The sequence below is a fragment of the Pseudomonas sp. LA5 genome (genome assembly GCF_028640825.1).
Classification (GTDB): domain Bacteria; phylum Pseudomonadota; class Gammaproteobacteria; order Pseudomonadales; family Pseudomonadaceae; genus Chryseomonas; species Chryseomonas aestiva.
The window spans coordinates 101,499-119,048 of the sequence record NZ_JAQYZY010000049.1 but is presented as its reverse complement, the minus strand read 5'-3'; the positions used below and the strand labels follow the sequence as shown (position 1 = coordinate 119,048).

Genomic DNA, 17,550 nt, shown 5'->3' with positions numbered 1-17,550 from the left:
GTGGCTTCCGGACCGGGCATTCGACTGGTCCTTCAGTAGTGAAATATCTGGTTACATTTTTCCTGGGCGTCGCCTCGGGCCGGCGACGGCTGTCGATGTTTTGGCAGTCGCGTTATTTATCTGGTTTTACACAAACAAGATTGACCACCCTTTGACGATCACTGGCTCTACTTGAATGTAAGGCCGCTTTTTATATGCCTATATAAAAAGACTAAAACAACAGCCTGCTACTTGTGGCTGATCTCTTTCGCTGGATCGCCAATCGTTGCTATTTGTTTAAAGAAACTTTGGCTAGGCTTTTTCTGGACGGCTAGCGAAGTTGCCCTTGTGCCGATGGCGGGCACCTGGATATCAAGGTCGTTGCTGCTAGCGGTTGTCTGGCTGCCTGAGCACTGTCAGGAAAACAATTATCGGAGCTGACTTCGGTAAACGGCTTCCTGCTGTCCGCGCAAGCTGCCGGAGCCGCGTGGTTGAGGGTTTCGCGGGAGATTTCGATATTTCAATAGGACTTTCAGTTGTGACATGACTGTCGTAATAGGAGCGTTCGACATGAACTTTAAACCTGTGGCTACGCTGATGTTGGCAACGCTGTTGGGGACTACCGCCCAAGCAGCAGAGTCTTTGAGTACGGGCCCTTACTTGCGGCTCAAGGTGCTGGGCAATACCGGATTCGTCCTCAATAGATTGAAGGCGGAAGACACCAAGATCGTCACGGGTGGTGAATACGACTATCTGGTGGTCGGGCCCAATGTGCAGGTCGACGGCAACGTCAAGAAGGAGATCAACAACGCCCTCGATCAAGGCAAGCGCGTGATCTTCGACAATCAGCCCGGTCAGCACCTCGCCAGTGAGAACGCGGCCCTGGCGCTGGGCATGACCGTCGAGGCGGATGCCCTGATGGTGAAGAAGCCGGAGAAGGACACTGGCCTGCTGATAACCCCCGTCGATCGGCCCGCGCGCGCCGATGCCCTGTCCGCGAGCAAGGCCCAGAGCAACAAGCAGGACCAGGCGAGCAACACCATCGAAAACGTCTTCGGACTTTGAGGGACCAAAGCCATGAACACCTTCGTGAAATCCACCCTGGTCGGGGCGCTCGGCTTCATTCTTTCGACCGGTCTGGTGCAGGCGGGCGAGTGTTTCACCGATCACACCGAGCCCGTCATCCTGGGTGACGGTTCCCGGGCCTTTTCCACCCAGCAGGCCGCCAAGACCTGGGAGGACTGGATCTGGCGTGGACCGATCTTCCGCTGCTCGAGCACCGGGACCATCGACTGTACCTATACCTGGGGCGAGACCAAGACCTCTAGCTACGGCTGGTCGGTAGGGGTCAAGCTCAACGGGGAGAAGCTGCCCTTCATCGGCAAGTACCTGAGCATCCTTGGCGTCGATGGCAGCTACAAGCAGGATCGCTCGATGAGTACCGCCTTCACCTGGGGCGTGAGGATAGAACCGGGCTATCGGGCGCAACCCATTCAGGTGGTGGAACGGCGCTGGAAGAGCGGCAAGTTCCGCGGTGCCTGGGTCCGCACCGGCAGTTGTTCGCGCGGCATCGGCAACCCACCCGGGATGCACTGGTACGACTGGGATTCCAAGCGGGTGGTCAGCAGCTGGAGCGGCAGCGTGGAGGTGAGCCGATACGCCACCTACCACGTCTATCGCTAGGCCTGCGCCAAGGCCGGGTCATGGCAACCCGGCCTTGGCCGTCCAAGCGGCGGCTGGTCGAGTACCCAGGCCGTCCGCCGCCAACGCTCGTCAAAACCGCTCTTTGGATGGATGGCAGTGAATGCCTAGCTGATCACACTCAGCACGGGCCGTCCGTGCGCGGCGCCCTCCTTGCAGTACGGTCGATTCCGCCATCTGGCCGGGGTCGCGGTCAGTCGTCCTGCCCTTGGTAGATTCCACTGGAGCGGAACGCCGTCATGAAGACCCCTACCTTGCTGGCGGCGCTGCTCGCTAGCCTCGCAGCGCCAGCATTCGCCGTCGAGCAGAGCATCACCCTCACTCAGACCGGTAATGACAACCAGGCCACCCTGAATCAGAGCGACGGGCGCGCCAACACCGTCGAGCAGCTGCAGCGCGGCGACGGCAATCGCACGACGCTGGAACAGCGCCAGGCCTTCGGTGCCCAGGCGCGGATCGAGCAGACGTCCAGCGGCAACGGCCTGCAGATCGTCCAGCAAGGCAGTAATCAGCAGATCGCCGTGACCCAGCTGGAAGACGGCAACCACTTCGCCGACCTCAGCCAGATCGGCGGCGGCGCGGGCAACAGCCTGGAGCTGGAGCAACGCGGCAATGCGGCTTCCGCCTATCTGCGCCAGGCGGGCGATCTCAACGTCCATAGCGTGCGCCAGGCGGGTTTCGGCGGCAACGACCTGCGGGCGACCACTACCGGCGATGGCAACCGGCTGACGGTGGAGCAGCGCAGCGGTGGGGTGGCCGAGGTGGTGCAGACCGGCAACGGCAACGCCGTGCAGCTGACGCAGAACGTGTCCTTCGCCGGCGGCAGCGCCACCTTGCGCCAGCAAGGCGCTGACAACAGTGTGCAGGCGGATCAGCTGACCAGTCGTTATCGCAGTGCCCTGGCGCTGACGCAGACGGGCAATGCGAACCAGGCGACGCTGTCGCAGCGTGCCGGCTTCAGCGACATCACCTTTAGCCAGCAGGGTAACGCCAACGAGCTGAGCGCCACCCAGACCGGGTTGGAAGCCCGGATCACCGGCACCAGCGCGGGCGATGCCAACCAGGCGAGCTTCGTCCAGAGCGGCGTGCGGGTGGAGGCGGAGATTCAGCAGCAGGGCAATGGCAACCTGGCGTCCATCACCCAGGACACGGTGCCCGACAGCTTCAGCGGCGCCAGTGCCTTCATCAGCCAGACCGGCGACGCCCATTCGGCGGTGATCGACCAGGTCGGTTCCACGGCGCGCATCACGCAGAGCGGCTTCGGTAACCAGGCGACGATCCAGCAGCGCTGAAGGGTTGCAGGCTGATCCCGGCCGGGATCAGCCTGATGGGGCTTACAGCTTGATCCAGGTGGCCTTGAGCTCGGTGTACTTGTCGAAGGCGTGCAGGGACTTGTCGCGACCGTTGCCGGACTGCTTGAAGCCGCCGAAGGGCGCGGTCATGTCGCCGCCGTCGTACTGGTTGACCCAGACGCTGCCGGCGCGCAGGGCGCGGGCGGTCTTGTGGGCCTTGGAGATGTCGCGGGTCCAGACCGCGGCGGCCAGGCCGTATTGGGTGTCGTTGGCGATCTGCACGGCTTCTTCGGCGGTGTCGAAGGTGATCACCGAAAGCACCGGGCCGAAGATCTCTTCGCGGGCGATCTTCATGGCGTTGCTCACGCCGTCGAAGATGGTCGGCTCGACATAGACCCCGCCGGTTTCTTCCAGGGTGCGCTTGCCACCGGCCACCAGGGTGGCGCCTTCGGCATGGCCGGCCTCGATGTAGCGCAGCACGGTCTCCAGCTGGGTGGTGTCCACCAGGGCGCCGACGTTGGTCTCGGGGTCCAGCGCATGGCCGGGCTTCCAGCCCTTGAGGGCCTCGACCACCAGCGGCAGGAATTCCTCCTTGATGGAGCGCTCCACCAGCAGGCGCGAGCCGGCGGTGCAGACCTCGCCCTGGTTGAAGGCGATGCCGCTGGCGGCCGCCGCGGCGGCGTCCTTGAGGTCGGGGGCATCGGCGAAGACGATGTTGGGGCTCTTGCCGCCGGCTTCCAGCCAGACGCGCTTCATGTTGGATTCGCCGGAATAGGCCAGCAGCTGCTTGGCGACCCGGGTGGAGCCGGTGAAGACGATGGTGTCGACGTCCGGGTGCAGGCCCAGGGCCTTGCCGACCTCATGGCCGTAGCCCGGCAGCACGTTGAACACGCCGGCGGGGATGCCCGCCTGCTGGGCCAGCTGGGCGACGCGGATTGCGGTCAGCGGCGACTTCTCCGAGGGCTTGAGCACCACCGAGTTACCGGTGGCCAGCGCCGGGCCGAGTTTCCAGCAGGCCATCATCAGCGGGAAATTCCAGGGCACCACGGCGGCGACCACGCCAACCGGCTCGCGGGTGACCAGGCCGAGCTGGTCATGGGGCGTGGGGGCGACCTCGTCGTAGAGCTTGTCGATGGCCTCGGCGCTCCAGCGGATGGCATTGGCCGATGCCGGTACGTCGATCCTGAGGGAGTCGCCAATGGGCTTGCCCATGTCCAGGGTTTCCAGCAGCGCCAGCTCTTCGGCGTTGGCCAGCAGCAGGTCGGCGAAGCGGATCAGCACGCGCTTGCGCTGGGCCGGCGCCAGGTGCGCCCAGGTGCCCTTCTGGAAGGCGGCGCGGGCGGCGGCGACGGCCAGGTCGGCGTCGGCGGCGTCACAGCTGGCGACCTTGGCGAGGAAGCGTCCGTCCACCGGACTCAGGCAATCGAAGGTGGCGCCGGCGGCGGCGTCGACATAGGCGCCGTCGATGAAGGCGCGACCTTCCAGGGTGAGACCTTGGAAGCGCTGCTCCCACTCGGCGCGGCTGGGCAAGCTCATGGGTGACTCCTCGCTAATGGCGGTGAGCAGCCACCCTAAACCGGCCCGGAAGGGTTATCAATATATTTGACAGTTAGCCGCCAAGGGCGTCGAAACGTGCGTTTTATCGAACGCTGCGCTGGCGTTGGCGACTCAAGGTCAGGACCGGGCGGGCCGTGGCCAGGGCGCCGCGCCGTTGCCGGGGCTGGAAGCACTGCTGGGTGAACGGCGCCTCGACGCTGGCGTCCAGGTCATCGAGCCAGCCTTCCACAGCGTCTTCCAGGGCCGCCACGGTGAGCTGCCCCAGCACCTGGTGGGCGATCAGATTGCCCAGGCTGGGCGCCGTCGATTCGCCAGTGGCGCCCCACCAGGCGGCCAGGCGCTGCTGGAGGCCTTCGAGCAGACGATGGAGACGATAGGCCGCGGCCAGCAGCGCCAGGCTGGCGGAAGGCGCCTGGGCCAGTGCCGCCGGGGCGAAACCGGCCAGGGCGCGGTCGAGCACCCCGGCCAGGGGCGCCTCGAAGGCCACCGCCCGCGCCTGCAGCAGCAGGGCTTCGAGGGCATCGGGCACCTTGTCGACATAGGCGCTGGCGAAGCGCTCCAGGGCCGCGCCGCGGGTGGCATCGGCGCTGGTCGTACGCGCCGCCTGGTCGGCAAAGGTACGGCTGGCCTCGCCACTGTCCCGAGCGCGCACCTGGGTGGTCTGGATCACGAGGCGCAAGGCGGCGGTATTCATGGCAGGGTCCTGCAGGGCTGAGCTGTGTTGGACGCCTCCCGGGTGGGCGGGTCACACCGTTCGTCCGGTGCCGGCGGCCGTCAGTGCCGGAGCATGAAGGTGTCGTATTCCAGGTCGTCCAGCACCCGGTCCAGGCGGTGCAGACCCAGCAGCACGCAGCAGGCCAGGGAGACGGTGAAGCCGTAGCCGAAGAAACTCGGACCCAGCTCGATGCTGAGCAGGGTCAGCGCCAGGTTGAGGCCGAGAAACAGGGTGCAGAGCATCAGCACGGTGTCGCGCCGGTCCAGGTAGAAGAAGACGTTGAGCAGGGCCATGAACACCACCTGGATGCTCACGCCCACCACGTCGATGTAGAACAGCGGCAGGTAGTAGTGCGACATGCCGAGCCAGGCCAGCAGCTGCGGCGCCAGCAGGAACACCAGCACCAGGGTCAGGCCCTGGACCTTGCAGATCTCCAGCAGGCCCTGACGGATTGCCAGGATCATCTGTTCCTTGAGCTGGCTGATGTGCTGCAGGGTCTCGCCGCCGCGCACGGCGTTGAACACCCGCTCGTACCATTCGGCGAAGTCGGTCTCGATGCGCACCAGGAACACCGCCATGCCAGGGATGATGGCGAGGTAGGCGAGAAAGATCGGCAGGTCGTAGAGGATGGAGGCGCGCAGGGGACCGATGACGGCGTCGGAGGTCAGCGGATTGAACCAGAAGACGAATTTGTCGACCCAGATGCCCAGGTTGTAGAACAGCCCGGTGACCAGCAGGCTGAGGAAAATCTGCTTGCGGTCGAGGAAGTCGAAGGCCACCAGGCGATCGGCCGGGTACTCGCGGATGATGTCGTAGAGAAACATGAACAGCAGCGCGGCGTGGCCCAGCAGCAGCGCCATCAGCAGGCCGTTCATGCCGAGAAAGCGCAGCATGAAGGCGGCGGCGATCATGATGGCGTAGCCCAGGGTCATCACCACCAGGATGCGGTTGTAGGCCTTCATCCCCGACAGGAAGATGATCACCAGCCAGAGGTCGCAGAGGGTGACGAAGTTGGCCAGTACCAGCAGCCGGTAGGCGAAGGGCTGGTCGAACAGGGTCGCCAGCAGCAGGAAGCCCAGACCACCGGCGACTAGGGTCACCAGCAGCAGGATGCCCACCAGATTGGGCAGGATGCTCGTCTGCTTCTCCTCGAACAGCCGGTCCGAGACGAAGCGGGTGAAATACAGCTGCAGACCGCCGGTGAGGATCAGCGAGCTGGCCATGAGGTAGGTCACCGTGACCAGGAATTGCCGGATCAGCACGTTGGGGGTGACGATGCCGGTGGCCAGCACGCCGATCAGCATGACGCTGATGATCGACAGCACCCAGGGGCCCGAACTGATCAGGCCGGCGTAGACATAGGCGCGCAGGGTGGCGGTGTAGGAGTCGCGCGCGAGGATCTTGCGCAGTTCGAAGCCGATGCCGGCCATGTCAGAGGCTCCTCCCGATGGCGTCCTGGTAGAGCTCGCGATAGCGTTCCAGCATCAGCGGCTCGGTGTAGTAGCGATTGACCCGGGCGAGACCAGTGCGCTGCGCGGCCTGCCAGCGCCCCGGATTGCGCAGCAGGGCGAGGATGGCGCGGGCGGTGGCCTGGGGATCGGCGATGGCGACCACGCTGCCACCGGTACCCAGGGCGCGGTCCTCGGGGATGGAGCCCTCGATCAGCTCGCGGCAGGAGCCCACGTCGCTGCTCACCACCGGCACGCCGGCGGCCCAGCCTTCGAGGATCACCAGCGGCTGGGCCTCGCTGATGGAGGTCAGCACCATGAGGCCGAGCTTGGGCAGGATGTCGCCGATCTTCTGGAAACCGAGGAATTTCACCTTGCCCTCCAGGCCCAGGCTGGTGACCAGGCTGTGGCATTCGGCGGCGTATTCCTCGTCTTCGTCTTCCGGACCGACCACCCAGGCCTCGGCCTCGGGCATGGCGCTGATCACCCCGCGCATGGCGCGGATGAAGGTCTTGACGTCCTTGATCGGCACCACCCGGCCGAGCAGCCCGACCACCGGCGGCACGCCCTCGGGGCGACGCTCCAGGGCGTCCTGCCACTGGGTGAGGCTGATGCCGTTGGGGATCACCCGGCAGCGTGCGGGATCTGCGCCGTCCTGGATCTGCCGGCGGCGGTTGCCGTCATAGAGCGAGATGATCGGATCGGCGGCCTTGTAGGTGAGCAGACCGATGCGCTCGAAGAAGCGGATCCACAGCCGGCGAATATAGCTGACGTCCACGTCCAGCCCGGTGCGCAGGGCCTCGTCCGGGCCTTCGGCGATCCACTTGGCCTGGGCCAGGTCGATCTTGCGCTCCTTGGTGTAGATGCCGTGCTCGCTGAGCAGGAAGTTGCAGCCCCAGCGCCGCTGCAGGATGGCGCCAAGCATGCCGGCATAGCCGGTGGAGATGGAATGGATCATCCGCGGTCGCGGTAGCCGGCGCGCGGCCTCGGCCAGCATCAGCAGCGGCGCCTGCATGGCGCGCAGGGTCCAGAGGTAGTCGACGAAGGACGGGTCGGTGCAATAGCGCTCGTAGCCCTCGGTGATGGCTTCCCAGCTGGCGCGGCTGTACATGAAGTCGTCCAGGGTCACGCTGCCCTGGGCGAAGGCGTCCACCAGGGCATCGCCCTGGGCGGCGCTGGGTTCGTCCGGGTGGTGCAGGAAGGCGTGCAGATCGCGCAGCAGCTGCACCGGCGCCTGGCGCCGCGGACTGATGGGCGCGCCCTTGGGCACCCAGGAGCCGGCGAGGAAGTGCTCCTCGATGTGCACCACGTTGGGCGGGATGGCGTAGTGGCGCTTCTCGTAGTTCTCGCGCTGACCGCCGATGAAGAATACCGAGAAGGTCAGCTCCGGCAGGCCGAGGATCAGCTGGTTTACCCAGCTCGACACCCCGCCGCGCACATAGGGCCAGGTGCCCTCCAGGAGCAGGCAGACATCGGGCGTCACGGTCGCGGCGGGGGCGTCTTTCATAACCAGTACTTCACCAGGGCGGCGAACGGCGGCCGCTTCTTCAGATCCGCCGGCAGGCTGTCGAGCAGCGCCGGGATGACCGCGTAATCGCGGCGCAGAAAGGCGATCTCGGCGCGGAAGGGCGCCAGCTGGGCCAGGGGCACGCCCGCCGCCTCGGCGGCCTGGAAGAATTCCAGGGCGCGCTCGGGCTCGCCCTGTTCCAGGGCAATGCGCCCGGCGAGGATGCGCAGCTCTTCGTTTTCTTCACCGGCCAGGGCCAGTTCGATATGTTCCCGCGCCTGGCCGAGCACGTGGCGCAGGACGCTGCCCTGGGCCAGGCCCAGATAGGCCAGCTCCCAGTAGCCGCGGGCCAGGGTGCCGTGCAGCGCCGGCTGGCGTTCCGCAGGGGTGCTGGCCAGTTCGCCGAGCTGGGTCTCGATGCGCTGGTTGATCTGGCTTTCCTGCTGGTCGAGCATCGAATAGGCGAGCAGGCGTACGTCGTCGGCCGGATCGCGCAGGGCCAGCTTGAGGATGGGAATGGCGTCGCGCCCGGGCATGCGGCGGGTGGCGAAGAGGGCGGTCAGGCGCTTGTCGGTACTGGGTGCATGGCGCAGCACGTCCTGCAGGCCGCCATCGCTGAACAGCATCTCCTCGCGACGCTCCAGCGGGCGGAACGGCAGATTGGGCACGCTGCGCGCTTCCCAGGCGATCTCGCGGCGCTTGCGCGGCAGATAGAGCGCCGGAAAGACCGCGGCGATTACCCCGGCCGCGCCCACCAGCGGAATGAAGAAGGCCAGGGCAAAGAGAAACAGCGGACTCCAGGGCAGCGGGCGCTGATAGCGCCTGGGCAGCAACAGCCAGACGCCACCCGCCAGTAGGGCACTGCCGGCGGCATGGGCGGTGACGAAGGCCAGGGCCGCCGCCGCCACCGGCAGGTTGGCGAACAGCAGCGCCCAGCTGCTGGCCTCGAAGGCGAAGGCGCCGCTAAACAGCCACTTGCTGTTCATGCAGGCCACACTCGTTGAACAGGAAGACGCGCAACTCCTGGGCGCGGGTCTTGGGCAGCAGCTCATGTTCATGGCTGCGCACGCCCAGGCTTTCCAGGGTGCTGTCCTGGCCATGGCGCTCGGCCAGCAGCTGGCGCAGCCGGCGGCGATAGCCTTCCAGGCCATCGGAAGAGGTCAGCGGCAGGAGCACCAGCAGGCAGGGGTGGCCCGCCTGGTTGGTCAGGCGCAGTTGCAGGTCGAGGCCGCGGCGACTGCCCTCCAGCAGCGCCAGGGCGCGCTCGCCACCGTCGGCCTCGGTCATCTCGAAGCAGAACAGACAGGCGGGCAGGGCGTGCTGCTGGGCATCGCGCAGCGAACGCTTGAGATGCTGGGAGAATTGCTGGGCGTCGTCGTCGGCCAGGGCCAGCGCCTGGTGATCGCTGCCGAGCAGGTCGGCGATGTGGCCGGCGAGGATGGTGAGCAGATTGAGGGTGCGTTCGTTGAAGGAAAAGAACGGCATTTGTTCGATGGCCAGCACCGCCAGCAGCCGCTCCTCGGTGTCCAGCAGGGGCACGCAGGCCTGCAATGCCGAATGCTGGGTCTCGCCGCGCTCCAGCAGCGCCTGGCGGATGCTCAGGGTCTCGCCGCGCTCCAGGGTCAGGCGCACCAGCAGGTCATCGGGATCGATGCCGGGCATCTCGCCCTGGCTGGCGAGGGCGCGACGATCCACCCGGCCATTGCCGTCGACCCGGTACAGCCCCGCCACCCGCAGCGAGCCGTACTGGGTCAGCAGGCCGACGATGGGTTCGGCCAGGGCCTGCAGGGCGTCCTGCTCGCGGGGCACCTCGCGCAGCTGGCGGCGCAGGTCCAGCAGGGAGCTGCGCAGGCTGAGGTCGTTGCCGGCGACGCGCTGTTCCAGACGGTCGTGGGAGATGCGCAGCAGGTGGTGGGCGCGGGTGAATTCGTCCAGGCGCAGCTGGCGATAGTCGTTGGCCAGGTCCAGGCGTTCCAGGCGGCGATTCCAGAGATCGCGGAATTCACCCACCAGCATGGCGCTGAGCAGCACACCGACGATAAAGGACGGCGGGATCTCCTCGTAGGCCGGATAGCCCTGGCGGTGCAGATAGAGCAGCGCCACCACCAGCAGGCTGGCGCTCACCAGGCCGCGCATGAAGCCATAGCGCACGCCCATCAGGATGGGCGCGAAGACCACCCAGGGAAAGGCCAGGCCGACCATCAGCGGGTCTTCCGGCACCAGCCAGAATCCCAGTCCCAGGGCGGCCGCCGTGACCAGCAGGGTTTCCAGCCAGGACAGGCGGCCACTGGCGCGGGGCGCCAGGGTGTAGTCCTTGTGGACGGATTGCAGGGCCATCAGCGCAACTGCAGCTCTTGCGCAGTGCCGCGCAGGACCTTCTGCGCGGTGGCTGCCAGGCTCTCGCGGGACCAGCCGGAGCGGGCGCCGCTGTTGCTCCAGACTACCCGGCCACTGGCCGGCTCGATCACCTGCAGGGTCACGCCCACCGCCGGTTCGCCGTCCAGGCCGTTCTTGTACTGCCACTCGTCGACGCTGCCGGTGAGCACGTATTGCAGATTCTGCTGCCGCGCCCAGTCCAGGGCCGCGCGCTGGCGGGCCTTCTCGTCGTCGCTGGGATTGCCGCCCTGGCTGTCGTCGTAGAGCTGCGGACGGATGCCGCGCTCGCCGAGCACGCTGACCAGGATCTGCGCGGCGCGGTCGCCGGCCATGGGCGCCTGGGCATAGTTGGCCAGGGGCACCAGGCCCCAGCGCGCATCCTTGGGCAGGGCCTCGCCGCTGGGACGGGTAAAGCTCGAGCAGCCGGCCAGGAGCACGGTGGCGACACTGGCGACGAGCAGACGCGTAATGTTCATGAGGTCTCTCCCTTGAAGCGGCCTAGCGACCGATTCGATTGCTGTATTGAATGCCCAGGGTGCTGCCGGCCTGACCGCCGCTGCCCTGGGGCGCGGACTGGTAGCCGGCGGTGAACGCCAGTTCGTCGTCGCCGAGCACTACCATGCCCAGGCCGACATTCAAACCGTAGTTGAATTCGCGCTCGGTCCACTGCCAGCCGACCAGGGTGTCCACCAGCCAGCTGTACTGGGGGTGGGTGCGGTTGAGCGAACCGGGAATGCCGCGGCGCCAGCTGCTGCCGACATAGAGCTGGCCATAGCGATCCTGCAACAGCTGGGTGCCGCCCAGGGCCTCCAGGTCGGCCACGGTGACCTCGCCGTTCTCGCCACTGCCGGCCAGCGGCTGCAGGTAGCGGGTGACGCTGGCGGGCAGGGTGCTGCGCGCACTGTTCTGCTGGTAGGTGATGCCGCTGCGCACCTGCCAGGTGGGACCTTCGAAGAAGATCATGTGGCTCAGCTCCAGGTTGAAGGCGAAGCCGCTGCCCAGGGCATCGCCGTCCCGACTGGAATAGCGATTGTGCGCCGCCCGCCAGCTCAGCTGGTCGCGTGGCGTGAGGTTGTGGCGACCCGCCAGGCTGACGCTGTCGCGGCGGCCCAGGGCGCGCAGATAGCCGCTCTCGTCGGGTTGCCGGTGCCAGTCCAGGGCCGCCTCGATCTCGGTGTTGCCATCGATGCGCCAGGTGCGGGCGACGCCCAGGCCCAGGCGATTGCTGTCCGACCGCTGGCTGGCGTCGACGGTGGTTTCCAGACCGCCGTCGGCCAGGTTCTTCAGCACCTTGAGCAGCATCTGGTGTTCGTTGCCCAGGGCGTCGGACTTGAGGCCGCTGCTCTCCACGCGATTCTGCTTGAGCTGGACATCGGCATAGACGTCATCGCTGAGTCGCCGGGCGGCGCGCACCTCGCTGCCCTGTTCGATCAGGCCGCCATAGTCGCGGCGCTCCCAGCCGGCCTGGACGCCATTGGGCGTGCGCTCGGCCTGTTCGGTGGCCTGGCGCAGCAGCTGGCGCTGGATGACCTCCGGAGGCTCGTCGCCAGCGGCCGTCAGGGCCGCGGCCTGGGCGTCGCCGGCATGGCCGAGGCGCTGCAGCACCTCGACGCGCTGCGCCGGATCCAGATCGCCGGCCGCCAGCAGCTTCTCCAGCTCGCCACGATTCTGCCGGCGCAGGACCTCCTGCAACTGCTCGTACTGGCGCACCTTCAGGCCACGACTCTTGGCCCAGGCCAGCCACTCGCTCTTGAGGCCGTCGTCGTTGTTCTGGCTGAGCGCGTCGAGCCACTGGTCGAACCAGAGTTGCAGCATGCTCGGCGAGCCATCCTGCCAGGCGCGCGCCTGGGCCAGCGCCGCCTGGGGGCCGCGCAGGCTGGCGAGCAGGCGCAGGTAGGTGGCATAGCGCTCGGGGGTGGCCGGCACCTCGTCGTTGGCCAGGTGCGGCGTGACGGCCTTGCGCAGTCGCAGCGCCGCGTCCTGGTGACCGGCGGCGTCCAGGGCATCGGCGTAGGCGGCCTGCACCAGCCAGTCCTGGGGGTGGGCGTCCAGGTAGCGGCGATACCAGCCGAGCGCCTCTTCCGCCTGGCCCAGCAGCACCAGGCCGCTGCCGAAGGGTAGCCAGAGCACGTCGCTGTCGCGGGCCCGGCCCTTCCAGTCGCGCAGCAGCGTCGCCAGCTCGGTCTGGCGATTCTGGTCGATGAGCAGCCACAGCAGCCGCTCGCGGAAGCGGTCGTCGTCCGGGAAGCGCTGTAAGGCCTTTCGATAGCCTTCTTCGGCCTGGACGACGCGACCACGCTGGAAGTCCAGCCCCGACCGCGCCAGCCAGACGGCGGGATTGTCGGCCGAGGCCGGCTCGCGCGCGGCACTGGCCAGCAGCCGCTCCAGCGCCGCCGTGTCCTTGAGTTGCTCGGCCCATTGCAGGGCGTCGGTCAGGCGCTTCTGGCTCTTGCTCTTTTCCCAGCTCTTTTCCAGCAGGGCCAGGGCCTTGCGCGGCGCGGTGCGCAGATAGATCGCCAGCAGCCGGTCCTCGTCGTTGGCGGCCAGGCCCTTGTCGCTCGCGGCCAGGCGTTCGAAGGCCAGCTGGGCCTCGCCGTCGCGCTCCAGTTCCCAGGCCAGCTCCGCCCGCAGGCGCCAGTAGTCGTCGCCCTGCCGCTGCTTGGCCGGCATGCCCTCGAGCACCTTCCAGGACTCTTCGGGCTTGAACAGCTCCCAGAGGGTGCCGGCCCAGCTCAGATACTCGGCGTTGGTCAGCGGGAATCTCTTGCCGAACGCTGCCCAGCCTGCGGCTTCGGCATCGCCCTGCTCGGTACGGGCCAGCAGTTGCTGCAGCCGCTCCCAGGCCAGGCGCTGCTTGGGCTGACGCCTAATGTAGTCGCGCAGCCAGCGCTCCTCGGCAGCGGGATCGCCCAGGGACTCGTAGGCGAAGATCAGCGCGTCCAGTTCGGTCTTGTCCAGCTGGCGCTGCCGCGACGCCTCGGCCAGCAACTCGACCACCGCATCGAAGCGAAACGCCCGGGCGGCCAGCTTCCAGGCGTGGTCGCGGCGGGCCGGATCGTCCTGGCGTGCCAGCAGGCGCAACCAGAGGTCGAGGGCTTCGTCCATATGCCCGGTCCATTCGCCCAGCTGGGCCAGTTCCGCGAGCAATTTTTCATCGTCCGGGCGCAGGGCCAGCAGCTGATGGCCTTCCTCCCAGGCCCGTTCGGTGTCGCCGCGGCCCAGGGCCAGTCGGTAGGCGGCCTCCAGGGCGGCGGGATCGTCCGGTTGCCACTCGCGCCAGCGATCGATCAGCCGCTGGGCCAGATCCAGGCGCCCGCTGCCCTGGGCGGCGGCCACCCCGGCCTGCAGCCAGGCCAGACCGCTGGCATCGGCTTGCAGACGCGGCAGTTCCTGCTCCAGCAGGGCGGCGGCTTCGGCGCCCTGGCCGGCGGCGAGCCAGGCATCGAAGGCCTGGTGCCGGTAGCCCTGGCGCTGTTCAGCAGAATCGGCGAGATCGGCCAGGCGCAGATAGAGACGCGCGGCCTCCTGCTGACGGCCACCGGCCAGGCTCCAGCGCGCCGCCTGTTCCAGCCACTGCTGGCGCCGCGGCGGATCACGCCGGGCCAGTTCGACGTAACGCTGCGCCGCCGTGGCCGGATCCGCCAGTTGCAGGGCGCGCTCGGCCACCCGTTGCAGCTGGGGCGTGCTCAGGGTCGCCACGTCCAGGGCGCTCAGGCGTTGCGCCAGGCGTTCGCGATCGGCGTCGGCCAGGCCTTGCGGCTGGGCCTCCGCCTGCAGGATGTCCATTTCCAGGGCGTAGAAGGGCGTCGAGGCCAGGGGCTCGGGCAGCAGTTGCAACTGACGCCGCGCCTCGTCGATGCGCCCCAGGGCGATCAACTGGTCGATCAGCTTCATGCGCAGCCCGGTATCGTCCGGCGTCGCCTTGAGCAGCACCTGCGCGTAGCTGATGGAGACCTGGTCGGCCGGCTCCTCGCCGGGCAGGAAGACCTGCTTGCCGTGAAAGGTCAGCACCAGCACCAGCGCGGTGAGGAGCGCGACCCCCAGCAGTGTCCAACCGCTCAGGAGCCGGGTTTTCTTAGCTGCAGACGATCTCACCGTCACTCACTTGTGTTAGCGGAAGTTTGAACGTCAGCAGTCCGGCCTGTCCTGACTGGCCCTTGTAGCGCTCGCGACCGACCCGTACCTCACAGGCCGAGGCCGCGCGCAGGGTCAGCTCCAGCGGAAATTGCCCGGCGAAGGCGAAGCGGATCCGCGTCGGCGACAGGTAGTCCCATTGCTGCAGCGGGATGTTGGCCTCTTCGAGAGCGGGGGTGGGATCGCGGCTGTCACGCAGGACCAGCCGCGCCTGATCGCCGGCCAGGTGGACATAGCGTCCCTGCGGCAGGTCGCGAACTCCGGCGATGCCCTTCGAGCGCTGCAGATCCGGCCAGCCCAGGCGCGGATCCAGGCGCAGGGTGCGCAGCCCGTCGAGGGCCTTGATCGACCAGCTGCCGTCGTCTTCCCGGGCCAGACTGGCGGTATAGAAGCCATGCAGGCGACTCAGGTAGTCGCTCATCCACAGCGACAGCGGATGTTCGGCGGCCATGCCCTGGTAGATCTCTTCCATGACCTTGAGCGAAGCCTGCTTGGTGCCCGAGTAGAAGTGGTAGTAGAGATTCAGCCCGCGCAGTCGGCGGGGATGCTCGGTGCGCTCGAAGGTATAGAGCAGATCGCGAAAGCCGTAATAGGGACCGCGCCAGAGATTGGTGTAGACGTTCTCGTTGATGATGGGCGCATAGAACTGCAGACCGCCCGGGGTGGGGCGGATGAAGGGATACAGACCGCTCACCGAGGGCTGCGAGCGGGTGATGTGCGAGTTGCCGCCGTTCACGTTGAGCAGGCCGTTGTCGTAGGCGAGCTTGAGGGTCGCCGCATCGGGTTGGGCGTCACCGGACCAGAACACCATCTTCACCGGCTTCTGCGGGGTGGTCAGGCGTTCATTGATATAGCGCGTCGAGCCCACGATCTCCCGGGTGAAATCCACCTTGTCGTAGCCGGGAATCTGCATCATGTAGCCGTACTGGGCTTCGAAGTTCTCGCTCTGCTCGGAGACCGCCGGTTGCCAGAAGAACGGATGGCTGAAGGTGTGGGTAGCCACCTCCACCTTGGGGTCGGCGAACAGGCGGCGGGCGATGGGCTCCAGTTGCGCGGTCAGCTCCGGATAGCGGCCCTTGGGCCCGACCTCGCCTTCGATGATCGAGGCCGAGGTCAGAAAGGGGTGCGGCTGGATGAACCGCTCCAGCACCACCTGGCCGGAAAAGGGCCCGCCCGGAATCTCCGCCTTGGACGCGAAGGCGTCGCCGTCGATGTGCACGGTGGCGATGCGCCGGCCGTTCTCCGTGGTCGGATCGGGCACCGGCATGGCCGGCAGTTGCAGCGTCTTCGCCGTAAAGGCGAAGGGGTCGATGATCCAGCGACTGGCTTCGGGACCGTCTTCCATGACATAGGGGCCGAAGGCGAAGCCGCCCCAGGAGGCCACGCCCATGGGCACGAAGGTCCCGCCCGGACCGCTCAGGCTGACCACCGGTGTCGGCCCGCCGGGTAGCGTCTGCACGGCGGGCAGGTCACGCGTCCGCAACTTGACCGGTGCCTCGAAGTTGCCGGCGAGGGCAGGATCCAGCACCTTGAGGGTCAGGTTGTCGGGCAGCGGTTTGCGACTGACGCCCAGACCCAGCCGCTTGAGCAGGGCTTCGTTGTCCAGCGGCAGACCGCCGAGGATCAGCAGCGGCGTCTTTTCGTCCAGGCGCTGGCCGATCCAGTCGCTGAAATCCCGCGAATTGGGTGGCGGGCCACTGGTCATCCAGACCACCACCCCGGCATAGAGGGCGCCGGGCCAGGCCGCGGGCAGCGGCTTGGAGGCATCGAAATAGTCCAGGCGATAGCCCTGGTACTCCAGGGCGCTGCCTAGGAAGCGGTGCACCGCCGACTGGCGCAGGGCGCCTTCGCGACCATCGTAGAGCAGCGCCAGCCGGCGTGGCTGCAGGGCCACCGAACTGATGCCCAGGGTGTTGAGATCGGGGGTGGTGATATAGGGCACGTAGCCTTCGTCGCGCAGCCGCTTGGCCAGGCGCCGGGCTTCGTCGCGCTGCTCCGGCGGCAGGTACTCGATGGCGATGACGGGGATGCCGGCACTGCGCGCCGCCTCGATTCGCGGCTTCAGCCAGGCGCGGTCCTGCTCGCTGACCGGGCGATAGGTCTTCTTGCCGGCATCCCAGCCGGCATAGATGGATTCGACCGCCATGGCGGCGGCGACCCCGGGCAATTCGGGTTGCACCTCGAAGCCGCGATTGAAGAACAGCTTGAGCGACGGCTGGCGGCGGTGCAGGTCGGCCAGCAGGCTCTTGAGCGCCAGGCGCTGGCTTTCCCGCTGGTCTTCGGCCACCAGCTGGAAACTGTCGAGGGTATCGAGGAACAGCCCGGTGTAACCGGCCTTGGCCAGTTGGGCGGCGCGTTCGAGCAGATGGGCTCGCCAGATCGGCGACGCCAGGTTCATCACCTGGCTGCCCCAGGCCTTGTTGGCCACCGGGCTGGCACCGGCACTGAGGCCGGCCTTTTCCAGGGCCGCCGCATCGCCGGCGAATTCGCCAATGGACAGATAGGCGAAGGGTTGGGCTCCGGCCTCGTGCAGGGCGCGGACATCGGCGGCGCTGGCATGTCCGGGTTCGAGCACCACCCAGTCGAACTGCGCGAGTTCGGCTACCGGCGGTTTTTCCGCGTACCAGAACGCCACGCTGGCGGGCGCCGCCAGGGCCGTCCCCAGGAGAGACAGATAGCCCAGCAGCCCTACTGTCAGCCTGCGCCACCAACCGAAGCGGGACCTTGCTCTTGTTGCCTTGCCTGACGCCACACCCAGTCCTTAAACGTGCCCAACTTCGGTATCAGGTTAGCTACATTACGCAAAAGCGTGACGAAAAACTGCCTGTGCCAGGCCGAGCG

At 67.2% G+C, this 17,550-nt stretch carries 12 protein-coding genes; 3 read left to right on the top strand and 9 right to left on the bottom strand.

All coding sequences use genetic code 11. The annotated features are described in order from the left end of the window. The first annotated feature begins 549 nt into the window (after positions 1-549). The 3 genes from PVZ72_RS17355 (at position 550) to PVZ72_RS17345 (ending at position 2,972) form a co-directional block, all read left to right on the top strand. Positions 550-1,044, top strand: coding sequence for a hypothetical protein (locus PVZ72_RS17355; RefSeq protein WP_273862575.1), 495 nt, complete (start codon positions 550-552; stop codon positions 1,042-1,044). Positions 1,045-1,056: 12 nt separating this feature from the next. Beyond that, the gene (locus PVZ72_RS17350) at positions 1,057-1,662 is read left to right on the top strand and encodes a hypothetical protein (RefSeq protein ID WP_273862574.1); all 606 of its coding nucleotides are present in this window, start codon (positions 1,057-1,059) and stop codon (positions 1,660-1,662) included. A 257-nt stretch (positions 1,663-1,919) separates the two neighbouring features. Further along, the gene (locus PVZ72_RS17345) at positions 1,920-2,972 is read left to right on the top strand and encodes a hypothetical protein (RefSeq protein ID WP_273862573.1); all 1,053 of its coding nucleotides are present in this window, start codon (positions 1,920-1,922) and stop codon (positions 2,970-2,972) included. Positions 2,973-3,014: 42 nt separating this feature from the next. Here PVZ72_RS17345 and PVZ72_RS17340 read toward each other — a convergent pair whose 3' ends face one another. The 9 genes from PVZ72_RS17340 to PVZ72_RS17300 all read right to left on the bottom strand — a co-directional run bounded on the left by PVZ72_RS17340 (position 3,015) and on the right by PVZ72_RS17300 (position 17,407). Beyond that, positions 3,015-4,508, bottom strand: a complete 1,494-nt coding sequence (locus PVZ72_RS17340; RefSeq protein ID WP_187980877.1) for an aldehyde dehydrogenase — start codon at positions 4,506-4,508, stop codon at positions 3,015-3,017. A gap of 103 nt (positions 4,509-4,611) precedes the next feature. Then, complete coding sequence (locus PVZ72_RS17335; RefSeq protein ID WP_273862572.1) at positions 4,612-5,223, bottom strand: hypothetical protein; 612 nt, start codon at positions 5,221-5,223, stop codon at positions 4,612-4,614. 80 nt (positions 5,224-5,303) lie between these two features. Next, positions 5,304-6,674, bottom strand: coding sequence for an exopolysaccharide Pel transporter PelG (gene pelG, locus PVZ72_RS17330; RefSeq protein ID WP_273862571.1), 1,371 nt, complete (start codon positions 6,672-6,674; stop codon positions 5,304-5,306). A gap of 1 nt (position 6,675) precedes the next feature. Further along, positions 6,676-8,199 (bottom strand): GT4 family glycosyltransferase PelF, encoded by a 1,524-nt coding sequence (gene pelF / locus PVZ72_RS17325; protein WP_133860413.1) that lies wholly within the window; start codon positions 8,197-8,199, stop codon positions 6,676-6,678. After that, a complete protein-coding gene (locus PVZ72_RS17320) occupies positions 8,196-9,185 on the bottom strand; it encodes a HEAT repeat domain-containing protein (protein ID WP_133860414.1) in 990 nt (329 codons plus the stop codon). The genes pelF and PVZ72_RS17320 overlap by 4 nt, the downstream gene beginning before the upstream one ends. Further along, on the bottom strand, positions 9,163-10,536 hold the full coding sequence (locus PVZ72_RS17315; RefSeq protein ID WP_133860415.1) for a PelD GGDEF domain-containing protein: 1,374 nt from the start codon (positions 10,534-10,536) through the stop codon (positions 9,163-9,165). Before PVZ72_RS17315 ends, PVZ72_RS17320 begins: the two co-directional genes overlap by 23 nt. Beyond that, complete coding sequence (locus tag PVZ72_RS17310) at positions 10,536-11,051, bottom strand: penicillin-binding protein activator LpoB (RefSeq protein WP_273862570.1); 516 nt, start codon at positions 11,049-11,051, stop codon at positions 10,536-10,538. Before PVZ72_RS17310 ends, PVZ72_RS17315 begins: the two co-directional genes overlap by 1 nt. A gap of 22 nt (positions 11,052-11,073) precedes the next feature. Then, positions 11,074-14,670, bottom strand: a complete 3,597-nt coding sequence (locus PVZ72_RS17305) for a tetratricopeptide repeat protein (protein ID WP_273862569.1) — start codon at positions 14,668-14,670, stop codon at positions 11,074-11,076. Next, a complete protein-coding gene (locus PVZ72_RS17300) occupies positions 14,651-17,407 on the bottom strand; it encodes a bifunctional glycoside hydrolase 114/ polysaccharide deacetylase family protein (protein ID WP_273862602.1) in 2,757 nt (918 codons plus the stop codon). The genes PVZ72_RS17305 and PVZ72_RS17300 overlap by 20 nt, the downstream gene beginning before the upstream one ends. Between the last annotated feature and the right edge of the window lie 143 nt (positions 17,408-17,550).